Source organism: Moorena sp. SIO4E2, from assembly GCF_010671945.1.
Lineage (GTDB): Bacteria > Cyanobacteriota > Cyanobacteriia > Cyanobacteriales > Coleofasciculaceae > Moorena > Moorena producens.
This window is the reverse complement of the sequence record NZ_JAAHIE010000065.1, coordinates 1-22,746: the sequence shown is the minus strand read 5'-3', so window position 1 is coordinate 22,746 and position 22,746 is coordinate 1. Positions and strand designations below refer to the sequence as shown.

Below are 22,746 nucleotides of genomic sequence, written 5' to 3'. Positions count from 1 at the left end.
GGGGACTTTTACTGACAACGATGGCAACTATCTCCTGAGTAGTCTGGAAGCATCTAGGGATAAATCAAGTCCTCGCCAGGTTATAGTTAACGTTGTTGCCCAAGGCTACCAGCAAGAAACCTCTCAACTTGTAGACTTGAACCAAGGGCAAGTGACCACGCACAATTTCTCTCTTATCAGAGTAAATGAAGTAGAAATAGTAAATGAAGTAAAAAGTATTTGGGGAGTTACGTCCTGATAAATATTTTTTCCGACATATTTGACATTTTCCGACATCTTGTTGGATAATCTAACTTTACTGAACAAGATGTGTCAATGAATGAACAAATTAAATATGTTCCTCCCCGAGTCGCTGCTACCAGGCTCGGGGTCAGTACCAGGACACTTGAAAGGTGGCTTGACGAAGGCAAAATCCAAGGAATTAAAACCCCTGGAGGACAAAGAAGATACAATCTTGACTCAGTTGTCTCTATTTCAACAAAAAAAACAGATAGAGACGAAAGAGCAACAATCCTATATGCAAGGGTTTCAAGCCGCTCTCAAAGAGATGATCTCGATCAACAAGTACAGTTTCTTAAGTCTCGTTACCCAGACGCAGAAGTCATCCGAGACATCGGCAGCGGTCTCAACTTCAAAAGAAAAGGTCTTCACTCCCTATTGGACAGAGTTCTCAGCGGCACTTGCAAGTATATTGTCGTTGCCCACAAAGATCGGCTCTGTCGCTTTGGATTCGATCTTATCTCATGGTTGTGCTCTAAATTCAAAACTAAAATATTGGTTCTCGACGAAAAGAACCTCAGCCCAGAACAAGAGATGGTTGAAGATGTTCTCGCAATTATCCACGTCTTCAGTTGTAGGCTCTACGGACTCAGGAAGTACAAGCGAAAAATCCTTGAAGACAGTGAGTTACCGAGTTTACCCAAGCAAAGAACTTGAGAAGATCTGGAAAAAATGGGTTTCTGCTGTTCGCAAGGTTTATAACATATCGATCGAGCAGCTCAATCGGAACCAGGGGTACACAAAAGTCGGAAAGAAAGGAGGAAAACATGGCTTTAGAACTTGGTTGAAACAATCCGGACTTATTCCGCAGTGGTGCAGAGATTTAAACGTCTCCAAAATTTTAGATAACGCTTCAATGGAGGCTTATACGGCGTGGAAAGAGACCGCCAAACAACCGAAGTCTGTTGGGAAAGGGAAGAACCTTTTGCCAAACCCACAAGCTGGATTAAAAATAGCTAAATTTCGTAGCGTGCGAGATCATCATCTGACGATCCAGTTTGACCCTACGGCTTACAAGGCTGGCCGGTGGATGGTTTCTACGACCAAACATCTGCCAAAACCCGAATTCAAAGGTCAGGATTTCTGTGTACTAACTGATGGTTCTACTGAACTTACTTATAACAAAGGGAGATGGTTCGCGCACTTTCCAGTAGAGTTTGACATTGAGCCTACTGAAACCAAGAAAGTGATAGCTTTAGATCCTGGAGTTAGGACGTTCATGACTGGGTTTGACGGCACGGATTTCTTGGAGTTCGCAAATAAGGATTTTCAGAGAATAGCTAAACTTTGTTCGCATCATGATAAGTTAAAAAGTGAGCATGACAAATCAAAAGGACGCACACACAAACGTCGCCGATACAAGCTAAGGATAGCTATGGAAAGACTCAGAACTAAGATCAGAAGTCTGAGAACTGAATTGCACAAACAAGTAGCATCGTTTTTGGCAAGAAACTACGATGTGATCGTCTTACCTACCTTTGAGACGTCGCAGATGGTTGTCAAAAAGAAGCGAAAACTAAAAAGCAAGACAGCTAGGGCGATGATGACGTGGGCTTTTTATCAGTTCTCTCAGATTTTAGAGCATTTGTGCAACCGTTATGGTTCCAAATTAGTGAGGATAACAGAGGAATATACCTCCAAGACTTGTACAAAGTGCGGACACATTCATAGAAAACTTGGTAGTTCTATGAATTTTCAATGTCCACGTTGCGGATACGAAATCCCTAGAGATTTCAATGGAGCCGTCGGGATTTTCCTGAAGGCGATGTGGGATACCACCTTCCTCGAAGCAGTCGGGGATGTAGTACTCAGCTTTTCTGACTCAAATGATATCCTAGATATCCAAGATGTCGGAATTTGTCCGGGTTAAAAGTATCAGTTAGATAATTTTGCTGAAATCGAGGCTTTGATTTGATTTGATTTATTCAAGGAGTTAAAGAGAATGCCAACCTATTTATCACCAGGAGTATACGTTGAGGAAGTATCCTCTGGTTCTGCTCCAATTGCTGGGGTAGGAACTAGTACCGCCGGTTTTATTGGTGCCTTTCCAAACTCGATTACAATTCCAGAACCAAACCCTAACTATGACCCAAGCCAAGACATTGATGAAACCCAAAATCCGGCTCATATTACAACCAATTTTTCACCGGCAAAAGTCGGTGAAGTCAAACTATGTACTAACTTTAGCGAGTTCAAGAAGTTCTTTGGAGACTTCTCAACCGATCCAGGTCAACGTCAGCTAGCTCACGCCGTCTATGGATTCTTTAACAACGGTGGTACTCGCTGCTATGTGGTGCGGGCAGCAGCAGAGAGTGAGATTACGGCTGACTTCCTAGAAAATACATTTGAGCCTATTGACGAAATTGCGATCGTTGCTGCCCCTGGCATTACCGACAGCAGTGTTGTCGATGCCATCATCACTCACTGTCAACAGAAGACCCAGGATCGCTTCGCAATCTTGGATAGTCAGGAAAATTTGGATGATACTTGGAAAACACTGCAACCAGGGGATGGCAATGTACCTAGCAAATCTGATTATGCCGCTTTTTACTTCCCCTGGATTGAAGTCTTCGATCCAGCCACGAAGACACAGAACCCCAAAGGGGATGGTGGGATATATGTACCGCCCAGTGGTCATCTCGCCGGTCTCTATGCCCGCGTCGATACACAAAGAGGAGTCCACAAAGCCCCAGCAAATGAAACAATATTAGGAGCATTGGGTCTGAAGTACAACATCAGCAAAGCCCAGCAGGATGGACTCAACCCCCAAGGCATCAATTGCATCCGTAATCTCAATGGCAATATTCGAGTCTGGGGAGCACGCACCATCGGTGGTGATGCTAATGGAGAATTTAAGTACATCAACGTCCGCCGCCTGTTTAACTATCTGCGGGAATCTATTGACGAAGGTAATCAGTGGATGGTATTTGAACCGAATAATCCGGAACTTTGGGCGAAGATTACCCGCAATGTTAATGCTTTCCTGACCAATGTCTGGAGTACAGGGGCATTATTCGGTAATACACCAGAGGAAGCCTTTTACGTCAAGTGTGATGAAGAGACCAATCCACCAGAAGTCAGAGATTTGGGTCAAGTAGTAACAGAAATTGGAGTAGCAGTGACCAAGCCAGCGGAATTTGTTATTTTCCGCATCAGTCAATGGTCAGGTAGTCAGTAGGGGCGCACCGCTGTGCGCCCGTACCAGAAGCGTACGCATTTTGCTCAGATCCAGCCTTTGATTAAACTGTTTCAAGGAGTTTAGAAAATGCCAACCTATTTATCACCAGGAGTATACGTTGAGGAAGTAGCCTCTGGTTCTGCTCCCATTGCTGGCGTAGGAACTAGTACTGCCGGTTTTGTGGGTACAATAGCAGACTCAATTGACATTCCAGAACCTAACCCAAACTATGACCCAAGCCAACCCACCGATGAAACTACCAATCCAACTTATATTACAACCCCTTTTGCCCCTGTAACAGCTGGTGAAGTCAAACTATGTACTAACTTTAGCGAGTTCAAGAAATTCTTTGGCAACTTCTCATTAGGTTCATATCACCGTTATCTAGCTCAAGCTGTCTATGGATTTTTTAACAACGGTGGTACTCGCTGCTACGTGGTGCGGGTTGCAGAGAGACATCACATTACGGCTGAGTTTCTAGAAGAAAAATTTGGAGCTATTGACGAAATTGCTATGGTTGCCGTTCCTGGTATTGCCAACCCCAAGATTAACAATGCCATGATCACTCACTGTCAGAATACTCAGGACCGCTTTGCTATATTAGATAGTCCAAGAGATTGGGATGATGATACCTGGAAGACGATGCAACCAGGGGATGACAATGTCCCGGGCAGAACCGACTATGCTGCTTTTTATTTCCCCTGGATTAAAGCCTTTGATCCACCCTATAAGATAAAAAACCCGAGCACTGATGGTTTGGTCAATGTGCCCCCCAGTGGTCATCTCGCTGGTATTTATGCTCGCGTCGATCAACAACGAGGAGTTCACAAAGCCCCAGCTAATGAAACTATACGAGGAGCATTGGGTCTACAGTACAACATCACCAAAGCCCAGCAGGAGCAACTTAACAAACACGGCATCAACTGCATCCGTAATCTCAACGGTAATATTAGAGTCTGGGGGGCACGCACCCTCGGTGGTGATTTCAATGGAGAGTTTAAGTACATCAACGTCCGTCGTCTATTCAATTATCTGCGGGAATCTATTGACGAAGGTACTCAGTGGATCGTATTTGAACCCAATAATCCTGAACTTTGGGCGCAGATTACCCGCAATGTTAATGCTTTCCTGACCAATGTCTGGAGTACGGGGGCATTATTTGGCAATACACCTGAGGAAGCCTTTTACGTCAAGTGTGATGAAGAGACCAATCCCCCAGAAGTCAGAGATTTAGGTCAGGTAGTAACAGAAATTGGTGTGGCAGTGACCAAGCCAGCGGAATTTGTGGTCTTCCGCCTTAGCCAGTGGGCAAGTCCTAGTGGGAGCTAGGGAAGTAGGGAGTAGGGAGTCGGGAGTCGGGAATCGGGAGTCGGGAGTCGGGAGTCGGGAGCGGTGCGACCCGTGATGGCGAGCAATCCCTCGCCATCACGGAAAGCGCACCGAGGGAGTAAGGTTTTTTTACTCAAAATTTCCCACACCCCGTGCCCGGGCTCCACCCCAAACCCTACACCCGAAACCCTACACCCCAAATCCATAGGAACAAGGAAGATCAAAGTATGGTATATTCTCAGCAACTGACACCGGGTGTCTATCGAGAGGAGATATTCCCTAAACCAGGACCTGGACTCCTCACAGGTGTACCCGCATTCCTAGGATTTGCCGAGACTGGACCAATTAACTCCCCCCAGGAAATTACCCTCTGGTCTCAATTTACAGAAACCTTTGGTCAGCCTCTAGCTGAGGGTTACCTGGGTTACGCTGTACGTGGCTTCTTTGAAAATGGTGGCAGCTTGTGCTTAGTTGTGCGGCTAGAAGACACAGTTTCGATCACAGAAGCACTGGGAGGAGCGGCAGATGATAGTGGAGGACTAGGAGCGATCGCATCCTTGACTAAAATTGACTTGGTCTGTGTGCCGGATCTAATGGCAGGAAACCGTAACCACGATGACGTGTTGAGGATGCAGAATGCTATCTTAGAACACTGTGATCGGCAAGGCGATCGCTTTGCCATCTTAGACTCGCTCCCTCCAGTAGCAGTACAAGTGACTCAGTCTATAGAGAGGGTAACAGAGCAAAGGTCGAAACTGCAGGGGAAAAGCGGTGCTTTGTATTATCCCTGGATTAAAGCTGAAAACGGTCCCGACTGGATGCCCCCCTGTGGTCACATTGCTGGAGTTTACGCCCGTAGCGACCAACAATTTGGCGTTCACAAAGCACCGGCAAATGAGACTATCGAAGCCATAGTCGATGTAGAGTTCAGTCTGACCAATCGCGAGCAGGACATTCTCAATCCCCTTGGGGTTAATTGCCTGCGGGCTTTTCCCGGACGAGGTATTCGAGTGTGGGGAGCACGTACTCTCAGTGAGGATGCAAATTGGACTTATGTCAACGTACAACGGTTATTTCTGACAGTGGGCAGATGGCTAGAACTGAACCTGATAGATATAGCTTTTGAGCCAAACGATCTGAGATTATGGGTCCAGATTGAACGAGAGTTAACCGCCTATTTTGAAGACTTACTCGAACAAGGTGCTCTCAAAGGAACAACAGAACAGACAGCTTTTTACATTAAATGTGATGCTGAAACGAACCCACCAGAAGTAAGAGAAGCAGGGATGGTGGTCACAGAAATTGGTTTAGCACCTGCTATTCCTAGTGAATTGATCACTGTGCGTATTATTCTCGGTGCTAGTGGTGTGAAAGTAGCAGCATAGGTCTGGGTTAGCAAGGCAATAGGCAACAGGCAACAGGCAATAGGCAATAGGCAATAGGCAATAGGCAATTGGCAATAGGCAATAGGCATGCTAGCAACAGTCAACAGCAATTATTAGGATATTAGGAGGTTTTTGACGATGGTATTTTCTCGAAAAGATCCATACAGAGGTTACAACTTCAAAGTAGAAATCGATGGTATCACCCGCGCCGGTTTCAGAAGCTGCTCAGGGATAGACACCACTCAGGAAATTAGCACCTATCGAGAGGGTACCGATAGAATGCTGAATATGCGCCAAATCCCTGGTATGCTCACCCTCTCTCAAGTTACTCTCAGTCGCGGCATTACTGATGACAGGGAATTATGGGACTGGCGAACCAAGGTAGCAACCGCGAAAGACCCCTCCGAGTATCGCAAAAATATGTCTATCGTCCTCTGGGATGATGCCGGAAATGAAAAAGTGCGCTGGAACCTGATCAACTGTTGGCCAGTTAAGTGGACAGGTCCAAGCCTTGATGCTACTTCCAATGAATTAGCCATTGAAACCCTCGAAATTGTCCACGAAGGGGTCACCGTAGAAAACGGTAAATGGACGTAGGGTGTAGGGTGTAGGGTGTAGGGTGTAGGGTGTAGGGAGTAGGGAGTAGGGAGTAGGGAGTGTCAATTAGGTTTCGTTAGATTCCGCGCTTTGCTGCAAGCAACCTACACCTGTTACCAACTGCCAATTCCCGATTCCCAATTCCCAATTCCCGATTCCCAATTCTAAATTCGCGCATTCTAAATTCCCGATTCCCGATTCCCGACTCCCGATTCCCGATTCCCAATTCCCGATTCCCAATTCTAAATTCTAAATTCTCAATTCTAAATTCCCCACAAGATAATGCAGACAGAGTTTCCTTTTACCCTACCCCAGGGCTACGTAGATTCGGAGGGTAATCTTCATCAAGAAGGCATGATGCGGATGTCCACAGCCTACGATGAGATTATGCCCTTAAAAGACCCTAGGGTTCAGGCTAATCCAGGTTACTTGGTGATTATCCTGCTGTCGCGGGTGATCACTCGTCTGGGCAGCTTAGACTATATCAATCCTGCCATGATTGAGGGTCTATTCTCTGCTGACTTAGCTTATCTGCAAGACCTCTATCAACGGATTAACCAAAATGGTCACAGCCGCCTTTTGGTTTCTTGTCCTCACTGTCAAGGAGAGTTTGAAGTGGAGACTGCTACGTTGGGGGAGTAACTTGCTACCCCTCCGAGAGGCTGTTAGAGGAGGTAGCCTATATTGCTTATCACTTGCACTGGTCCTACGACCAGATTATGAGTCTGGATCATCAAGAAAGACAGCGCTGGGTGGCAGAAGTAGCAAGTATTAATGAGAAGTTAAATGAGCAGGTAATTGGGTAATGGGTAATGGGTAATGGGTAATAGGGAATAGGGAGAAGGGAGCAGGGAGCAGGGAGCAGGGAAACAATTATGTGTACCTCATTATTATGAGAAATGTATCAGCTATCAGCTATCAGCTATCAGCTATCAGCTATCAGCTATCAGCTATCAGCTATCAGCTATCAGCGATTAGCGCACGCGATCGCGTTCAGCTTATGGGTTACTTGATAGCCCTTGTGGCCTGTGCCACTGGCAGGTTCTGCACACAGACCCATGCGCCATGAGCAACTGCATCAACAGAGAGTCAAATCTTATCACTGTTCCCTATTCCCTGTTCCCTGTTCCCTGTTCCCTATTCCCTGTTCCCTACCTTGGATAAATTTTCAACTTGAATCATTAGGAGTGAGTTATGGCAAGTTTAGGATCGGTTGTGCCTTTAGGAGCAAATGCGGCTTACGCTGGATTGACTGGGGCGTTGGGAGCTCGCCTTGACCCGTACCAAGGCTTTAATTTCCTGATTGAAATTGGGGGGTTAATAACGGGTGGGTTTAGTGAGGTCAGGGGTCTAGAAAGTGAGATTGAGGTAGAGGAACGTCCTGAGGGAGGTCAGAATCGTTATGTTCATCAGTTAGTAGGTCGAACTAAGTATCCGAATTTGATCTTCAAACATGGTCTAACCGGCATCGATAGCCTATGGAATTGGTATCAGGCCACTAGTCGAGGTGTAATTCAGCGTAAAAATGGCACAATTATGCTGCTAGACCGCCACCAGATACCAGCCATGTATTGGAATTTCAAGCAGGCTTTGCCAGTGAAGTGGACTGGTCCAGAGTTTAATGCCAACAGCAATGAGATTGCATTCGAGACCATTGAGTTAATTCACAAGGGCATTACCAAACCACTTCTGAGTCAAGCACTATCTGGAGGACGAGCGGTTGCTGGACTAGCAGGAGGACTTTGATGACATCTCAACCTCAGGTCACTAACAATCAGACTTGGTCAGAGAGTATCAACCCACAACTGACGCGACGACTCCTGCGCCCGATGGTCAGCCCTGGTGTGATTGGTACTCAAATAGCAGGGTCAATTATCTCCCGGGTCCAAGGGATGACCAATGGACTGCCCTTAATGGGTAAGTTGATCCAACGCCAGCAGCGGTTAGAGGGTCAATCAGCAGAAGCAGTTCCGATCGTGTATGCTCAGCGAATCCGGCCAGCAGCAAAACAGGTAGAGACGGGAAATGTTACTTCTCCAATTACCTCTACCAATGTGGCTTCTCCAACTAGAGAAACAGGCAAGGAACTACCTTTGATATCAACTAGATTTCAGGTGGAAAAAGAAACCTCAGTACAAAAAAGTACAGGGTCAAATTCCCAGAAATCTACAGAAAACCCTAAACCCCAAACTTCAAATTCAATCCCCTCTGAAAGGGGCAAATCGGGGACAAAACCATTGATTGTCCAGGCAAAATTTGTCAACTCCACTAAGAGGACTTCCCAGAGAGCAGATTCTGAGAGCAAACCCCTAGTTTCTGGTCTTGAATCGTCTAGGGAAACTAGACTATCTTCTGAGTTATCCTGGCCAGTTGTCCAAGCCAAACCAATAGACTTCTTGGAGAAGTCGGGAACAGGGAACAGGGAACAGGGAACAGTGGACAAGAATTTAGACAAACACTATCAGAAAACTACTTTACAGTCTAAGCGATCGCTAGGCAGTTCCGGAAACCTGACCCAGTCGCCAGTGATTCAACGGTCCCCAGAGCGGACGCTAATTAAAGAGATAGTCTCTCCCCAATCCCAGGGAAACCAGCCACTGATTCAACGGTCCCCAGAGCGATCGGTGGTTAGAGAAATTTCAGGAAAAGATCATGATCCCCCCCAGCCCCCCTTAATAAGGGGGGAGCCATACTCAAAGTCCCCCGAGCGAGCAATCCCTCCCTCGGGGGATAATCGGGGATCTCCGAGTTTGAAGACACGCCCTAGCCCATCCCAGGGAAACCAGCCACTGATTCAACGCACTCCGGAGCGACCAGTGATCAAAGAGATAGTCAAGAGCCCATCCCAGGGAAACCAGCCAGTGATTCAACGCACCCCCGAGCGACCGGTGGTTAGAGAAATTTCAGAAACAGATGGTTATCAATTATCTGCTCCCCTGATTTTTTCTGCCTCTGGGGTGAATGGAAGGTCATTTGCTGGCAACGGACTAGGAGTTAGTAGTTCGCCCTCTATTGCTGATCATGGCTCTGGAGTTATCCAAAGAATGCCATCTGCCAACGGTGCATCAGTATCAACACCTCTATCAACTACTAGGTTACAGTCAACTACCGTGATTCAGAAAGCATCAGAAAATACCACAAGCGCTACCACAAGTAGTCAGTCTTTCGAGGACATTGATGTCGATGAATTAGTAGACAAAGTACACCATAAACTGATGCAGAATCTGACCATAGAAAGTGAGCGGAGGGGTTTAACCCAATGGCATTAACACCGTTTAAAAATCTAGCCCAAAAAACCCTAAGCCAAAGTAAACGATCAACAAGTCGCTTCTCTGGGGCAGAGTTAGATAAATTGACCATCCTCAAGGAGCAGCCAGGAAAACGGTGGCAGATGGTTTTTCCAGAAAACAAACCAATGCCTCTATTCAATCCTAATGAAATTCAAATTACCAAGACAACCCAATGGCGTCATGAAACTCTCAAAAACCGCGATCGCGGTGATACTAAATTTATTGGTGGGGATCCAGCAACCCTGACTCTTGACCTATTTTTTGATACCTACGAGGGACTACCTGGGGGTATAACTGGGGGGCTTAAGTCTTCCCTCAAACTAATCGCATCGGCGGCAGGGGCTTCATCGGCAGTAGATGTTCGACAGTATACTAATAAAATTTTTGAGTTGACTCTGATTGACTCTGATTTGAAACGTCCTCCTGTATGTGAACTCTGGTGGGGTTCATTTAACCTAATTTTTAAGGGGTATCTTGGACAACTAACTCAACGTTTTACCCTATTTACATCGAATGGGATGCCAGTCAGGGCAGCCCTCAACTGTACCTTTCACCAGTTCATCCCGGAAGAGGATGAGGAACGGCAAAGACCGAGTTCTCTAGCACGGGATGACGACCCAATTCACGTTGTGCGACGTGGAGAAACTCTGAGCAGCATTGCGGGTGTTGAATATAATGACCCCAGCGTCTGGCGAGAGATTGCCAAGGCTAATGGGATTAGTAATCCCCGTGACCTGACACCAGGTCAAGTTCTGACCATCCCAGTACTTAATCAAACCTAACATTAACCATGGTCTCGACACCTCCTCGAACTAGTACCAATAGCATCGCTACCTCAGTCCCTGGTTTCAGAATTCTGATCAGGGGACAACAGTTGCGGTCTGATGTGATGGCAGTAATTGTGGATGAAAACGTTAGTACTCCCACTATGTTTACCATCAAGCTTGCCAACTGGGACCAAGAACAGCAGGAGTGGATTGATCCCCAACTGTTTAAACTAGGCAATGAGGTAACGATTTTTATGGGCTACGGAGGAAGTAGAGGAAAGCTCCAAAAACTGATGGTCGGTCAGATTACTGGTCTGGAACCAGAATTTGCCCATGGGGAAATACCTCTGTTGACAGTGCGGGGCTACGACTACAGTCATCGATTGCTTCGGGGTTACAAGACTCGCTCGTTTACTAAAAAGAAAGACAGCGATATCGCTAGAGATATTGCTAAACAAGCGGGTCTAAAGTATGGGGGAGTAACGACAACGCTGGTTTTGGACTATGTACTACAGCATGACCAAACAGACATGGAATTTCTTAAGACCCGTGCTCAACGACTTGGTTATGAGGTTGTGGTTCAAGATAAAACACTATATTTTCGTCCCCATCAGGATAAATCCAAGTCAGTGTTGACTCTAGTTCAACGAAAGGATCTACTCAGTTTTTCTTCCCGACTGACCAGCTTGACCCAGGTGGGACAGGTGGAGGTGCGCGGTTGGAACCCCAAGGACAAGAAAGCCTTCATTGGGCGATCCAACCCTGGTTTTAGTACTAACAAAAGCGGTGCTAAGGCTGTAGATCAGGCTTTGGGTAGTGGAAAAAAAACCAGCGAACGTTTGTATCGCCCCGTGTTCAGTAGAGAAGAAGCTGAGCAAATCGCTCAAGGGGGATTTAATAACATGGCTCTAGAATACATCCGTGGGGAAGGCTTGTGTGTCGGACGCGCTGACTTGCGAGCAGGTAGCGTTATTACTATCCAAGGGGTGGGCAAACAGTTTAGTGGTGACTACTATGTCACCTGCACCACCCATACCTATTCCCAGAAACGAGGCTATCGCACTGCATTTAAGGTTAGGAGGAATGGGACATCATGATCTTTTATAGGGAGTCGGGAGTCGGGAGTCGGGAGTCGGGAGTCGGGAAGGTGGGGAGTGTGGGAAGGGTGGGGAGATGGGGAATGTGGGAGTGTGGGAGATCACGAAAGTATAGCGGTTTCTAGTCTAATCAGGTACACAGGATTTTTTCACTATTCCCTGTTCCCGATTCCCGATTCCCGATTCCCGATTCCCGATTCCCGATTCCCAATTCCCAATTCTAAATTCGCGCATTCTAAATTCTAAATTCCCGATTCCCGATTCCCGATTCCCTGTTCCCTGTTCCCTGTTCCCTGTTCCCTGTTCCCTGTTCCCTGTTCCCTAAAAACCCATAAATATGTACTTAAAAAGTCGCAAACCCCTATATCAATTATGACAAGCATCGATTTACTAACTAATTTGCTAGGTCCCCCTGAAATACGAGGTCGTTTCTATGGGGTGACTATGGGAATAGTGACCAACAACGGCGATCAGGAAAACTTGGGGCGAGTCAAGGTCAAGTTTCCTTGGCTCTCAGATGATGATGAAAGTTATTGGGCTAGGGTGTTAACTCCCATGGCTGGTAATGACCGTGGTATTTATTTTTTGCCAGAGGTGAATGATGAGGTACTGGTAGCTTTTGAACAAGGTGATATCAATTTTCCCTATATCCTAGGAGGGCTTTGGAATGGCAGAGATAAACCCCCTGAGTCTCCTGAAAAAGGGAAGGGAGATGGGAAAAAGAAAATGATTAATAAGCGCACAATTAAGTCCCGTAGTGGTCATATTATTCGCTTAGATGATACTCAAGATAAAGAAAAAGTTGAGGTAATTTCCCATAATAAACATACTATCCGTTTAGATGATACTAAGGAAAAAGGGAAAATTGAAGTAATTGCTCAAAGTGGTCATGCTATTCGTTTAGATGATACTAAAGGTAAAGAAAAAATTGAGGTGATTGATAAAACTGGCAAGAATAGTATTATTATTAATACCAAAGAGAATTCAATTACCATTGAGTCTAAGGAAGGTAAACTTAAACTTGGTGGTAAGGGTATCGAAATTATTTCCGAGGAAGATATCAAAATTACTGCCAAGAATAACCTGGATATGAAGACAGATAAGTCATTTAAAGTTGATGCTAATGGTAGCAAAATTGAAACTAAGAAGGGGATGCATTTTAAAGCTAGTAAAGACGTGAAGATTACCGGTAATACGGTATCAATTAATTAAGCAATCAGCTTTCAGGAATCAGCTTTCAGGAATCAGCTTTCAGCAATCAGCTTTCAGGAATCAGCTTTCAGGAATCAGCTTTCAGCAATCAGCTTTCAGCAATCAGCTTTCAGCAATCAGCTATTAGCTTATACCTTAACTTCACAGCGTCGAAGCTTGTGCCACTCTACTTGAGGTGCTTTTGAATAAAATATAGCGCAAGGCAATAGGCAATAGCTGAATATAATAGCTTTTGCTGCTTTTATAAATGTCAAGTGCTATAACCTAACAGCTGACCGCTGACCGCTGACCACTGACCACTGACCACTGACCGCTGACCACTGACCACTGACCACTGACCACTGACCACTGACCGCTGACCGCTAAAGGCTGAATACTGTTATCTAAGTTGTATAGAGTATGAAAAATCATGGGTAAACCGGCAGCCAGAAAAGGCGATTTAGTGGTGACATCTTGTACGCACCAAGTCCAGGGTCAACCACCTGCTCCTGCGCCGCCTATTGTAGCGCCAATGCCAATTCCTTTCCAAGGAAAATTCGAGCAAAAGTTGAGTAAAAAGGTCAAGATTGGTGGTAAATTGGTGGCCTTAAAGGGCAGCCAGGGTAAAACCCAGGTACACCCACCGATACCGCCACCGGGAACGTCACCAATCAAGTTTGTCAAGGAACCTAACAAAACAGCTGAAATTACTAAGGGTAGTTCTTCTGTGAAAATTGAGGGTAAACCAGTGGCGCGCATTGGTGACCCAGTTAAGACCTGTAGTGAATTACCCCCTCCCCACGGCACAATAACCCCTGGGCCTGGTAAGCCGACGAAGGTATTTATTGGCGGTTGATAAGGAGATGGAACCATGACGACTACTGATTTTCTCGGAGTGGGATGGAATTTCCCCGTAGTACTCGACCCAAATAAACAAATCGAAATGGCGCAATATGAGGATAGTGTCCGCCAGTCGATTTGGATGATTATGAGTACTTCTCCAGGAGAACGGCTGATGCGGCCAGATTTTGGCTGCGGTATTCATGATTTAGTATTCGCCAGCAACAGCGCTGGGACAGCTGGACAATTAACAGTGGAGGTACGCCGAGCCTTGACCCAGTGGGAACCACGCATTGAGGTTCTAGATGTAGGTGTTTACCCGGATGAAGATCAGCTCAACCGCCTGCTGATTGAAATAAATTACCAGGTGCGCCGTACTAATAATCGCTTTAATTTAGTTTATCCATTCTATTTAGATTATTAATTTGGAGTGTGGGGTGTGGGGTGTAGGGTGTGGGGTGTGGGGTGTGGGGTGTGGGGTGTGGGGTGTGCCACAGAATGCGATCACAACCAAATTAATCACTCGGTTAATCTTCGGGTGGGCAGTGCCACAGAATGCGATCGCAACCAAATTAATCACTCGGTTAATCTTCGGGTGGGCAGTGCCACAAAACGCGATCGCAATCAAATTAATCAGTCTCAAGCACTGCCCACCCTACATCTAGATCAACTTGTGATTAATCAAATGGTGGGGTGTGCCACAGAATGCGATCACAACCAAATTAATCACTCGGTTAATCTTCGGGTGGGCAGTGCCACAAAACGCGATCACATTCAAATTAATCACTCTCAAGCACTGCCCACCCTACATCTAGATCAACTTGTGATTAATCTTCGGGTGGGCAGTGCCACAAAACGTGATCGCAATCAAATCAATCGTAAGGTGGGCAGTGCCACAAAACGCGATCGCATTCAAATTAATGCCATGATGCACTGCCCACCCTACATCTGTTCCCTAGGTGGGCAGTGCCAACAAATGCGATCGCAATCAAATTAATCCCATGATGCACTGCCCACCCTACATCTACTGTTCCCTGTTCCCTGTTCCCTGTTCCCTACTCCCTACTCCCTACTCCCTACTCCCTAATTTCTTATGCAAGCTCCAAAGATTGATCAACGTAGCTATGAAGACATCGTTACCTATACGGAGGCGTGCGCTAAGGCGTTCACAGACTGGCGTCCTTTGGCAGATAACAAGCCGGATGGTGGTCGGTCACTAATTCGTATTTTTGGTCATCTGGCAACGATTGTCGGCGATCGCATCAATCAAGTCCCGGATAAAAATTTCCTGGCCTTTCTGGATTTGATTGGCACTAGCATTGGACCACCCCGACCAGCGCGAGTACCCTTGACCTTTTATTTGGCAACTGGTAGCACAGAAGCCTTGGTTCCGGCTCAGACGGAGGTGTCAGCACCGCCCACAGAAGGAGAGGAAGAAGAGGTCATTTTTGAGACCGAGGGTGATTTAGTCTTGACCAATGTGCAGCTCCAAGCAGTGTTTGTCCGCGAACCAGGACAAGACCGCTATAGCGATCGCACTCAGCAAGCAACGGGTCAAGAAGATGCTGCCTTTCTAACCTTTGCAGGGGATCAGCCCATCGAACATTCCCTCTATTTGGCTTGTGACCACCTGCTCACCTTACCTGAATCGAAAACTCTCACCCTAACCATTGACTCTCCTAATGCAGTTGGGTTAGCAGCAGTACCGATCACTTGGTCTTACTGGAATGGGGAGGTTTGGAAACCAATACTAGGAATTATTGAGGGCTTAGAGGTTGAAATTGGCTATGGTCAGGTTATCGTCCAACCTGGAAAGGCCATAGATTATCAAGGTCGAGAGATTAATCTCACTCAGAGAGACTCCTTGCCTTGGAGTCCTAATTCTAGTCAAACTAGGCTAGTGGTAATTTCCTACAGTGAATCAGAACCAGTCCTGGAACTAATTGCTGAGACGGATACTAGCAAACCAGCTAATACTCATATCCGTTTGGCCCGTCTAGACATTGACGACCAGAACCAAATTAGCAAGTCCTTCCCAAGCTTGACCAACTCAGGTAACAGTCAGTGGCAGGTCTCCATTGAGAATCTGCCAGTCCCCAGTCAGGATAATATTAATGGAATCAATGCTGCCTGGCTTAAAGCTCAGCTTACCAATACTCCTTTACCTCCACCTCAATCATTGCCTCAGGTCAATCACATTAGTGCTAGTGTGCAGATTCATGGCAGTGATATAGCACCAGACTTGTGCTTTTTCGATACGGATGAACTGGATCTCAGCAAAGATTTCTACCCCTTTGGTGAGGAACCTGGTTTCAACGATACCTTTTATTTCGCTAGTCAGGAAATTTTCTCTAAACCTGGAGCCGAGGTTACCGTTACTTTGGTTTTAAGTAGTGATGCTCCAGCCGTTAATACTAATGGGGGTGTGGAAGTCCGCTGGGAAGCCTGGAATGGTAGTACTTGGGAGGTAGTTAAACATAATAGTTCTGGTCTGTCTGCTGCCAACTTCACTATTGGCGGTGCATTTACTTTCACCCTCCCTGACCAGATGGAATCCCAGCCAGTGAATGGGGAAAGTAATTATTGGCTTCGTGCTCGGATTATCAGGGGTAATTATGGTACTGAAGAAGCTACCGCAGAACAAACTACCAGTACCACACTCCAGCCATCTCGTGCCATTAGCACCACACTCACTCAAGCTGTTAGCAGTGGAGTCAATACCCTACGGGTCAGTAGTGCTAGTGGCTTTCGCTCTAATGATTCTATTCTGATTGGGGCAAACACTAGTCAACCGGAATATGGTGAAATTAGTAGTATTAGCTCTAATACTCTAACTCTGACCAATAGTATCAATTCTGACCATGCCAGTGGAGCCACAGTGGAACTTTTTGAACAAGAGGTCAGTAGTGGTATCAACACCATCAAGGTAGATAGTGTCAGAGGTTTTTTGCCTAGCGATCGCATCCGGATTGATCCAGGTACTAACAATCAGGAAGACTTGGAGATTGTTAGTATCAATTTCAACGAGAATACCCTCACCCTGACGAGCAACCTCACTGACTCTCATCCAGTGGAAACCAGTGTGGTACTCCTACCAGCCTCAGCTTTAGCGCCACCAGTGGTAAAATCCCTCACCCTAAGCTATAGCTACAACTCAGGTGATTCCCCTCTCTCCGCTTGCTTGACCTACAATGATTTCACCTATGTAGATTGCACCACTCACGCTAACCAGGATGGCTCCCCCTTTGAGCCTTTTACTGCCACTCCAGACCTCCGACCCACTCTTTATTTAGGCTTTGATGCCCCCTTTGCTAACCGCCCAGTCACGATCTATGCCCAGGTAGAACCACCAGTACCAGGAGAATTAGCCACAAGTCCGACGATTACTCAGAAAGCAGTAATCGTACCAGAATATGCTAGCCCTGACCGTTGGGTGCGTTTAGGGGTGGAAGCTGATGAAACCGCTGCCATGAGTCAACCAGGTTTAGTCCGGTTTATTGGACCAACTGACTTGACAAAACAATCAGAATTTGGTAAGGATTTATATTGGCTGCGAATTCGCTGGCAATGGGGTGATTTTAGAGTGCCACCCCGACTACGGCAGTTGCTGCTGAATACAACTTGGGCAACCCAGGCAACCACGATTGAGAATGAAATCCTTGGTTCGAGTAATGGGAATCCCAATCAGACCTTCTCCACCCTCCAATTTCCTGTGTTAGACGGTCAACAACTAGAGGTCCAGGAAGAGGAAGAAACGGATCTACAAGAGGAGGTGTGGGTAGTTTGGCAAGAAGTATCAGATTTCTATGGTTCCGGACCCGAAGACCGTCACTATGTTCTCAATCACCTGACCGGAGAAGTAAGCTTTGGCAACAACCAACAGGGAAAGATACCTGCCCTAGGTAGCAACAATATCCGTATGGTTTACTACCGCACAGGTGGAGGTAAACGGGGTAACAAACCAGCTGAGACTATCACCGAACTCAAGACCACAGTACCTTATGTCGATAGTGTCACTAACCTAGAAGCTGCTAGTGGTGGAGCCGAGCAGGAGTCTCTAGAGTGGGTGAAAGAACAAGGACCGAAGACATTGCGCCATCGGTACAAAGCTGTAACTGCCCAGGACATCGAGGATTTGGTCTACCAAGCATCCACCGATGTAGCCAGGGCATGGGCAATTACTCCTGAATTTAACCCAAAAGACTTGCAATGGTTGCCAAACTACCAGCTCCCCTTAGAAGGATCAGGGACGATCACGGTCAGTTTATGGTCCCAGGGGAATAATCCTCCAACCAGCTATCAGCTACAAGTCAAGATTAATGGTCCAGGACAGACGATAGCTTATGAGGAAAAAATCTTTACCTCTGACCAATCTAGCGGACGCGAACTGACTTACAGCGTCACAGCCAGCCAATTCAGTCTGGGAACAGAATGGTACGTGACTATGCTCAACTTGGGCGATGTTAACGTTAGCGGTGATGTAAAGATTGAGTATCCTGGTGGTTCTCTGACAGGAGATTTCAACCTACCCCCTAAGACAACTAACCATGCTGATAATAGTCCTTATCTAGACAAAGAAGATTTTGGTCGAGTTGAGCTAATTGTCCTACCCGATTCTGCTGCACGTCAACCTACTCCCAGTCTGGGTTTACTTGATTTAGTCGAGGCATACATCCAAAATCGGTGCGCCCCTACCTTTGACCTGCAAGTCACTGGACCCTATTGGGTAGACGTTACAGTCACAGCCGAGGTTGTACCCCTCTCCTTAGACCTTGCCGAAGCAGTTGTCATGGGGGTCAACGATGCCCTAAACAACTTTCTACATCCCCTGACTGGTGGCGTAGAAGGTCAAGGCTGGCCTTTTGGTCGTCAACCCCATAAATCAGACCTGTATCGGTTAATCGAATCCGTCCCAGGTGTGAATTATGTTAACTCTCTCTCCATTGACCTAGCCGAAATACCTGACGAACAAAGGAAGCGATTTCTAATCTATTCCGGTGAACATCAGATTAGTTTGGGTCAGTCTTATTGAATTAAGAATGTAGAATTAAGAATTAAGAATGTAGAATTAAGAATTAAGAATGTAGAATTAAGAATTAAGAATGTAGAATTAAGAATTAAGAATGTAGAATTAAGAATTAAGAATGTAGAATTAAGAATGGTGAAGTTAGAAGTTAAAATGGTGAAGTTAGAAGTTAAAATGGTGAAGTTAGAAGTTAAAATGGTGAAGTTAGAAGTTAGAATTCACCATTCACCATTCACCATTCACCATTCACCATTCTGCCTTGTGCCTTGTGCCTTGTGCCTTGTGCCTTCTGCCTTCTGCCTTGTGCCTTCTGCCTTGTGCCTTCTGCCTTCTGCCTTGTGCCTTGTGCCTTGTGCCTTGTGCCTTGTGCCTTCACCATTCTAACTTCTAAATTCTGCCTTCACCATTCACCATTCTGCCTTCACCATTCTGCCTTCACCATTCTGCCTTCACCATTCTGCCTTCACCATTCTAAATTCTAAATTCTAAATTCTAAATTCTAAATTCTAAATTCTAAATTCTACATTCTACATTCTACATTCTACATTCTAAATTCTCACAACCAACTAATGACAAATGCCACTACCACTACCTAACCTAGATGACCGTAATTATGCTGACCTCTTAGAAGAGGCTATTTCTCTAATACCGAAAGAGTATCCTGATTGGACTGACCACAATCCTACTGACCCTGGCATCATCTTGATCGAGATGTTGGCTTGGTTGACGGAGATGGTGATTTACCGGACTAATCAGATCCCAGATGAAAACCAAAAAATGTTTCTGAAGCTGCTTAATGGTCCGGAATGGCAGCTGGAAGGAGATTTGCAGGCAGCATTGCAGCAAACCATTGTGGATTTGCGGCAACGCTATCGGGCAGTTAGTAGTGAGGATTTTGAACAGCTGGTACTACAAGACTGGCTGGAAACACCAACAGCTAAAGCGTTTGGTCCTTTTGGTGTAATCACTAGGGCAAAATGCGTTTCTCAGCGGAATCTGGCTTTGACTGAACCAACTGCCAGAGAAGAACCAGTCCCAGGACACATTAGCTTGCTGGTGGTTCCTCAAACTTTGGTTGATAACTACAGTTTGCTCTCCTTTGATGGGCGGAATGATTATCTGGAAATCCCTCACTCAGACCAACTCAATTTTGCTAACGACCAAGACTTTACCATTGAAGTTTGGATTAGGGTAAATAAAGTCCAAGCTAGAACCCAAGAAACCCATAATAGTATCCTAGAAAAAGGGAGGGGTTATGGCGGTTTTCCTTATGGGATTAGATATGAAAATCGCTCGGGTAAATTACAGGTAACTAGAAGTGATGGGACTAAATTTGCTACCATTAATTCTACCAAAGTCATTAATGATGACAATTTTCATCATGTTGCTTTTGTCAAAGATAGTTCAACACTGTACTTATATCTTGATGGAGAATTAGAAGGCTTTACTGAAGATCCCAACTCAGATAATACAATTAATAATTCATCTCTTTATCTGGGTCGTCGAGGTAACCAAAGCCATGATTTCCAAGGCATAATTACTCAATTGCGGATTTGGGAAGGAGTGCGCTTAGAGGCAGACATTAAACAGGAGATGAATGAGTATCTCCAAGGGACAGAAAAGGGATTAGTTGGTTATTGGAATTTGGATGAAGGCTCTGGTACCATTGCTAAAGATAAGACTCCTAACCAAAATCATGGAACTATCCAAGGAGCCAGTTGGTATCAACCCAATATCACTGCTTCACTGTTGCGAGGCTTATGGTCTTTCTTGGATGAACGGCGGTTGCTGACTGTACGCCATCACGTAGTTACCCCAGACTACCTACCCTTGCGAGTTTGGGCGCGACTCTATCTAGTTGCGGGGAGCAATGCCCAGCAGGTTCAAGACCAGGCAAACCAAGAGGCACAAGCTTTCTTCCACCCAGTTAATTCCCAGTCTTATTGGGATGGTCAGGGTTGGCCTTTTGGTAGGAGTATTTATGTTTCGGAATTGTATCAATTACTGGATAGAATTCCTGGGGTGGACTATGTCGAAGATATCATGATCCATACTCATGATCTAACTACTACTATCTTAACTCAGCCAAGCTCAAGACCCCAGACTCAGATTACAGTTAAAGATACAACCGGTTTTGCTGTAGGTGATACTATTCAACTAGACCCCAGTAATAGTGATCAGGAATACTATACGATTAGTAGTATTGAGGAAGGACCAAACCAATTGACTTTGTCCTCAGCTTTAAATGAAGCTTATGGAGTTGGGACAATGGTTGTTCGTTGCCTCTCTTCTCAAGTTAATACTTCCATCTCTAACCGGGAATTCTCGGTATATCAGGTAACAGAATTAGCAGCAGGGGATACAGTTCGCATCATTCCCACTAATCGCAATCCAGAAAATCGAGAAATTGAGAGTGTTAATTATTCTAGTAAGAGAATTACTCTTAAAGAACCTCTCAGTCAAACTCCAGCTAGAGGTACAAAGGTGGTTCAGTTAGCAACTTGGCGGGAGGAACGCAGTAAACCGAAAGAAATTGGTCTGTTTATCCAAAAAGAACTGATCAGAGTTAAGCTCAGAGACTATGAGTTAGTAGACTTTAACGTAGAGATGAATTTAGTAATCATGGAATACATCGGGAATCAATGGCAATTAAGTAGCTCGTAAGCTATCAGCTATCAGCGTGTCGCGTATCAGCTATAGCAAAGGGAACAGGGAACAGGGAACAGGGAACAGTGGAAAAGAATTCACGAAAACAGTATCATAAAACCGCTTTTGCAAGAGGTCTACTCTTAATAAAAATCTCCCCCATCTCCCCATCTCCCCATCTCCCCATCTCCCCATCTCCCCACTATTCCCTATTCCCTATTCCCTATTCCCTTTTTCGACAATTCCTGTGTTTAAAACCTAGATACAAACGCGCTTATGTCCAACAACCTAAGTACCTATCTAAACTATCTACCAGCTAACTTTCAGGAAGACCCTTTTGTTGGTCGGTTCCTGCTGGCTTTCGAGCGGGTAATGAGTGGCTTACCCCGGGATACTGATGATCCAAATCCTGAGCAGTTGGCTCTAGAAGAGTACATTGACCGTATCCCTACTTACTTCAATCCCTATAATCATCCTGATGTACCAGTAGAGTCAGACATAGCACCAACTGAGTTTATACCTTGGCTGGCCAGTTGGGTAGCTTTAAGTTTGCGAGATGATTGGAGCGAGGAGGTTAAACGCCGTTTCATCAGCAATATTGTCCCTCTCTATCGCCAACGGGGGACTAAGGCGGGAGTGAAGCAAATGCTAGAACTTTACACTCAAGAAGACGTCAAAATCTACGAATTTGAAGAACCTGCTCACTACTTCCAGGTGACAATCACCTTGAACGAGCCAGACCTTAAACTGCTGGGACGTCAGGAAGAGATTGCTAAGGCAATTGTGAATCAGGAGAAACCAGCTCACACGTTTTATGCTTTGCGAGTGTTAGTACCTGCTATGCAAATTATTAATCAGCCCACTGAGAGTAAACCAGGCATCATCGTTGGGGAGACTACATTACTGGGCAGTAGATATGTATCATAACTTAGGGAGTCGGGAATCGGGAGTCGGGAGTCGGGAGATGGGGAGATGGGGAGATGGGGTGATGGGGAGATGGGGTGATGGGGTGATGGGGTGATGGGGACTGTGGGGAGTATTTGCCTATTGCCTATTGCCTATTGCCTATTGCCTATTCCCTGTTCCCTGTTCCCTATTCCCTGTTCCCTAAAAACATCTAC

25 protein-coding genes and 1 pseudogene are annotated in these 22,746 nt (G+C 45.7%); 22 read left to right on the top strand and 4 right to left on the bottom strand.

Annotated features, from left to right (window positions below):
• From F6K37_RS10220 to F6K37_RS10200, 5 genes are all read left to right on the top strand, one after another.
• Positions 1–238 (top strand): carboxypeptidase-like regulatory domain-containing protein (locus F6K37_RS10220; RefSeq protein ID WP_287249931.1); only part of this gene is annotated, 238 nt, incomplete at its 5' end.
• Between the two features lie 77 nt (positions 239–315).
• Positions 316–936, top strand: a complete 621-nt coding sequence (locus F6K37_RS10215; protein ID WP_083373897.1) for an IS607 family transposase — start codon at positions 316–318, stop codon at positions 934–936.
• Positions 824–2,149, top strand: a complete 1,326-nt coding sequence (locus tag F6K37_RS10210) for an RNA-guided endonuclease InsQ/TnpB family protein (RefSeq protein ID WP_287249929.1) — start codon at positions 824–826, stop codon at positions 2,147–2,149. Before F6K37_RS10215 ends, F6K37_RS10210 begins: the two co-directional genes overlap by 113 nt.
• A 72-nt stretch (positions 2,150–2,221) precedes the next feature.
• Positions 2,222–3,457, top strand: coding sequence for a phage tail sheath family protein (locus F6K37_RS10205; protein ID WP_287249928.1), 1,236 nt, complete (start codon positions 2,222–2,224; stop codon positions 3,455–3,457).
• An 87-nt stretch (positions 3,458–3,544) separates the two neighbouring features.
• Positions 3,545–4,786 (top strand): phage tail sheath family protein, encoded by a 1,242-nt coding sequence (locus F6K37_RS10200; RefSeq protein ID WP_071105173.1) that lies wholly within the window; start codon positions 3,545–3,547, stop codon positions 4,784–4,786.
• Here the strand turns inward: F6K37_RS10200 and F6K37_RS10195 are convergent.
• Positions 4,783–4,923 carry a hypothetical protein gene (locus tag F6K37_RS10195; protein ID WP_287249927.1) on the bottom strand — a complete coding sequence of 47 codons (141 nt, stop codon included), beginning with the start codon at positions 4,921–4,923 and terminating at the stop codon, positions 4,783–4,785. The two genes, F6K37_RS10200 and F6K37_RS10195, sit on opposite strands and share 4 nt — an antisense overlap.
• A 90-nt stretch (positions 4,924–5,013) precedes the next feature.
• Here F6K37_RS10195 and F6K37_RS10190 point away from each other — a divergent pair, with 90 nt between their 5' ends.
• Both F6K37_RS10190 and F6K37_RS10185 read left to right on the top strand, forming a co-directional pair.
• Positions 5,014–6,171, top strand: a complete 1,158-nt coding sequence (locus F6K37_RS10190) for a phage tail sheath family protein (RefSeq protein WP_071105172.1) — start codon at positions 5,014–5,016, stop codon at positions 6,169–6,171.
• A 138-nt stretch (positions 6,172–6,309) separates the two neighbouring features.
• Entirely contained in the window at positions 6,310–6,768 is a 459-nt protein-coding gene (locus F6K37_RS10185) for a phage tail protein (RefSeq protein WP_287249924.1), read from the top strand.
• Between the two features lie 66 nt (positions 6,769–6,834).
• Here F6K37_RS10185 and F6K37_RS10180 read toward each other — a convergent pair whose 3' ends face one another.
• A complete protein-coding gene (locus F6K37_RS10180) occupies positions 6,835–7,008 on the bottom strand; it encodes a hypothetical protein (RefSeq protein ID WP_287249923.1) in 174 nt (57 codons plus the stop codon).
• A gap of 39 nt (positions 7,009–7,047) precedes the next feature.
• On the opposite strand from F6K37_RS10180, the gene F6K37_RS10175 reads away from it, so the two are divergent.
• The 9 genes and pseudogenes from F6K37_RS10175 (at position 7,048) to F6K37_RS10140 (ending at position 13,134) form a co-directional block, all read left to right on the top strand.
• Positions 7,048–7,410, top strand: coding sequence for a hypothetical protein (locus F6K37_RS10175; RefSeq protein WP_071105171.1), 363 nt, complete (start codon positions 7,048–7,050; stop codon positions 7,408–7,410).
• A 14-nt stretch (positions 7,411–7,424) separates the two neighbouring features.
• A pseudogene (locus tag F6K37_RS44600) lies at positions 7,425–7,574 on the top strand (DUF6760 family protein); the annotation flags it as partial.
• An 86-nt stretch (positions 7,575–7,660) separates the two neighbouring features.
• Positions 7,661–7,837 carry a hypothetical protein gene (locus F6K37_RS10170; RefSeq protein WP_287249922.1) on the top strand — a complete coding sequence of 59 codons (177 nt, stop codon included), beginning with the start codon at positions 7,661–7,663 and terminating at the stop codon, positions 7,835–7,837.
• Positions 7,838–7,962: 125 nt separating this feature from the next.
• A complete protein-coding gene (locus tag F6K37_RS10165; RefSeq protein WP_071105170.1) occupies positions 7,963–8,514 on the top strand; it encodes a phage tail protein in 552 nt (183 codons plus the stop codon).
• Positions 8,514–10,037 carry a hypothetical protein gene (locus F6K37_RS10160; RefSeq protein ID WP_287249921.1) on the top strand — a complete coding sequence of 508 codons (1,524 nt, stop codon included), beginning with the start codon at positions 8,514–8,516 and terminating at the stop codon, positions 10,035–10,037. The genes F6K37_RS10165 and F6K37_RS10160 overlap by 1 nt, the downstream gene beginning before the upstream one ends.
• Positions 10,028–10,840, top strand: coding sequence for a CIS tube protein (locus F6K37_RS10155; RefSeq protein WP_229420050.1), 813 nt, complete (start codon positions 10,028–10,030; stop codon positions 10,838–10,840). Before F6K37_RS10160 ends, F6K37_RS10155 begins: the two co-directional genes overlap by 10 nt.
• An 8-nt stretch (positions 10,841–10,848) precedes the next feature.
• Positions 10,849–11,922 (top strand): phage late control D family protein, encoded by a 1,074-nt coding sequence (locus F6K37_RS10150; protein WP_071105167.1) that lies wholly within the window; start codon positions 10,849–10,851, stop codon positions 11,920–11,922.
• Between the two features lie 57 nt (positions 11,923–11,979).
• Positions 11,980–12,168 carry a hypothetical protein gene (locus tag F6K37_RS10145; protein ID WP_287249917.1) on the top strand — a complete coding sequence of 63 codons (189 nt, stop codon included), beginning with the start codon at positions 11,980–11,982 and terminating at the stop codon, positions 12,166–12,168.
• 126 nt (positions 12,169–12,294) lie between these two features.
• The gene (locus tag F6K37_RS10140) at positions 12,295–13,134 is read left to right on the top strand and encodes a phage baseplate assembly protein V (protein ID WP_287249915.1); all 840 of its coding nucleotides are present in this window, start codon (positions 12,295–12,297) and stop codon (positions 13,132–13,134) included.
• 264 nt (positions 13,135–13,398) lie between these two features.
• Here the strand turns inward: F6K37_RS10140 and F6K37_RS10135 are convergent, their stop codons facing one another.
• Positions 13,399–13,545 carry a hypothetical protein gene (locus F6K37_RS10135; RefSeq protein WP_287249912.1) on the bottom strand — a complete coding sequence of 49 codons (147 nt, stop codon included), beginning with the start codon at positions 13,543–13,545 and terminating at the stop codon, positions 13,399–13,401.
• Between F6K37_RS10135 and F6K37_RS10130 the strand changes: the two genes are divergently transcribed.
• The 4 genes from F6K37_RS10130 (at position 13,544) to F6K37_RS10115 (ending at position 18,985) form a co-directional block, all read left to right on the top strand.
• Positions 13,544–13,969: a PAAR domain-containing protein gene (locus F6K37_RS10130; RefSeq protein WP_071105165.1), complete on the top strand. Its 426-nt coding sequence runs from the start codon at positions 13,544–13,546 to the stop codon at positions 13,967–13,969. The genes F6K37_RS10135 and F6K37_RS10130 overlap by 2 nt on opposite strands.
• A gap of 15 nt (positions 13,970–13,984) precedes the next feature.
• Positions 13,985–14,377 (top strand): GPW/gp25 family protein, encoded by a 393-nt coding sequence (locus F6K37_RS10125; RefSeq protein ID WP_287249909.1) that lies wholly within the window; start codon positions 13,985–13,987, stop codon positions 14,375–14,377.
• A gap of 15 nt (positions 14,378–14,392) precedes the next feature.
• Positions 14,393–14,950, top strand: a complete 558-nt coding sequence (locus tag F6K37_RS10120; RefSeq protein WP_287249906.1) for a hypothetical protein — start codon at positions 14,393–14,395, stop codon at positions 14,948–14,950.
• Between the two features lie 96 nt (positions 14,951–15,046).
• Positions 15,047–18,985 carry a baseplate J/gp47 family protein gene (locus F6K37_RS10115; RefSeq protein ID WP_287249904.1) on the top strand — a complete coding sequence of 1,313 codons (3,939 nt, stop codon included), beginning with the start codon at positions 15,047–15,049 and terminating at the stop codon, positions 18,983–18,985.
• Positions 18,986–19,211: 226 nt separating this feature from the next.
• Here F6K37_RS10115 and F6K37_RS10110 read toward each other — a convergent pair whose 3' ends face one another.
• On the bottom strand, positions 19,212–19,358 hold the full coding sequence (locus tag F6K37_RS10110) for a hypothetical protein (RefSeq protein ID WP_287249902.1): 147 nt from the start codon (positions 19,356–19,358) through the stop codon (positions 19,212–19,214).
• Positions 19,359–19,555: 197 nt separating this feature from the next.
• Here F6K37_RS10110 and F6K37_RS10105 point away from each other — a divergent pair, with 197 nt between their 5' ends.
• Together F6K37_RS10105 and F6K37_RS10100 are read left to right on the top strand one after the other, a co-directional pair.
• Positions 19,556–21,643 (top strand): LamG domain-containing protein, encoded by a 2,088-nt coding sequence (locus tag F6K37_RS10105; RefSeq protein ID WP_287249899.1) that lies wholly within the window; start codon positions 19,556–19,558, stop codon positions 21,641–21,643.
• Between the two features lie 258 nt (positions 21,644–21,901).
• Positions 21,902–22,552 carry a phage tail protein I gene (locus tag F6K37_RS10100; RefSeq protein WP_287249897.1) on the top strand — a complete coding sequence of 217 codons (651 nt, stop codon included), beginning with the start codon at positions 21,902–21,904 and terminating at the stop codon, positions 22,550–22,552.
• Positions 22,553–22,746 lie beyond the last annotated feature (194 nt).

Excerpts from the sequence above, each read along its gene's own strand:
- F6K37_RS10210 (WP_287249929.1), top strand. The coding sequence starts at position 824 with ATGTTCTCGCAATTATCCACGTCTTCAGTTGTAGGCTCTACGGACTCA.
- F6K37_RS10140 (WP_287249915.1), top strand. The coding sequence starts at position 12,295 with ATGACAAGCATCGATTTACTAACTAATTTGCTAGGTCCCCCTGAAATA.
- F6K37_RS10100 (WP_287249897.1), top strand. The coding sequence starts at position 21,902 with ATGTCCAACAACCTAAGTACCTATCTAAACTATCTACCAGCTAACTTT.
- F6K37_RS10125 (WP_287249909.1), top strand. The coding sequence starts at position 13,985 with ATGACGACTACTGATTTTCTCGGAGTGGGATGGAATTTCCCCGTAGTA.
- F6K37_RS10165 (WP_071105170.1), top strand. The coding sequence starts at position 7,963 with ATGGCAAGTTTAGGATCGGTTGTGCCTTTAGGAGCAAATGCGGCTTAC.
- F6K37_RS10160 (WP_287249921.1), top strand. The coding sequence starts at position 8,514 with ATGACATCTCAACCTCAGGTCACTAACAATCAGACTTGGTCAGAGAGT.
- F6K37_RS10115 (WP_287249904.1), top strand. The coding sequence starts at position 15,047 with ATGCAAGCTCCAAAGATTGATCAACGTAGCTATGAAGACATCGTTACC.
- F6K37_RS10205 (WP_287249928.1), top strand. The coding sequence starts at position 2,222 with ATGCCAACCTATTTATCACCAGGAGTATACGTTGAGGAAGTATCCTCT.
- F6K37_RS10130 (WP_071105165.1), top strand. The coding sequence starts at position 13,544 with ATGGGTAAACCGGCAGCCAGAAAAGGCGATTTAGTGGTGACATCTTGT.
- F6K37_RS10215 (WP_083373897.1), top strand. The coding sequence starts at position 316 with ATGAATGAACAAATTAAATATGTTCCTCCCCGAGTCGCTGCTACCAGG.
- F6K37_RS10110 (WP_287249902.1), bottom strand. The coding sequence starts at position 19,358 with ATGGTGAAGGCACAAGGCACAAGGCACAAGGCACAAGGCACAAGGCAG.
- F6K37_RS10200 (WP_071105173.1), top strand. The coding sequence starts at position 3,545 with ATGCCAACCTATTTATCACCAGGAGTATACGTTGAGGAAGTAGCCTCT.
- F6K37_RS10105 (WP_287249899.1), top strand. The coding sequence starts at position 19,556 with ATGCCACTACCACTACCTAACCTAGATGACCGTAATTATGCTGACCTC.
- F6K37_RS10185 (WP_287249924.1), top strand. The coding sequence starts at position 6,310 with ATGGTATTTTCTCGAAAAGATCCATACAGAGGTTACAACTTCAAAGTA.
- F6K37_RS10135 (WP_287249912.1), bottom strand. The coding sequence starts at position 13,545 with ATGATTTTTCATACTCTATACAACTTAGATAACAGTATTCAGCCTTTA.
- F6K37_RS10190 (WP_071105172.1), top strand. The coding sequence starts at position 5,014 with ATGGTATATTCTCAGCAACTGACACCGGGTGTCTATCGAGAGGAGATA.
- F6K37_RS10150 (WP_071105167.1), top strand. The coding sequence starts at position 10,849 with ATGGTCTCGACACCTCCTCGAACTAGTACCAATAGCATCGCTACCTCA.
- F6K37_RS10155 (WP_229420050.1), top strand. The coding sequence starts at position 10,028 with ATGGCATTAACACCGTTTAAAAATCTAGCCCAAAAAACCCTAAGCCAA.
- F6K37_RS10170 (WP_287249922.1), top strand. The coding sequence starts at position 7,661 with ATGAGAAATGTATCAGCTATCAGCTATCAGCTATCAGCTATCAGCTAT.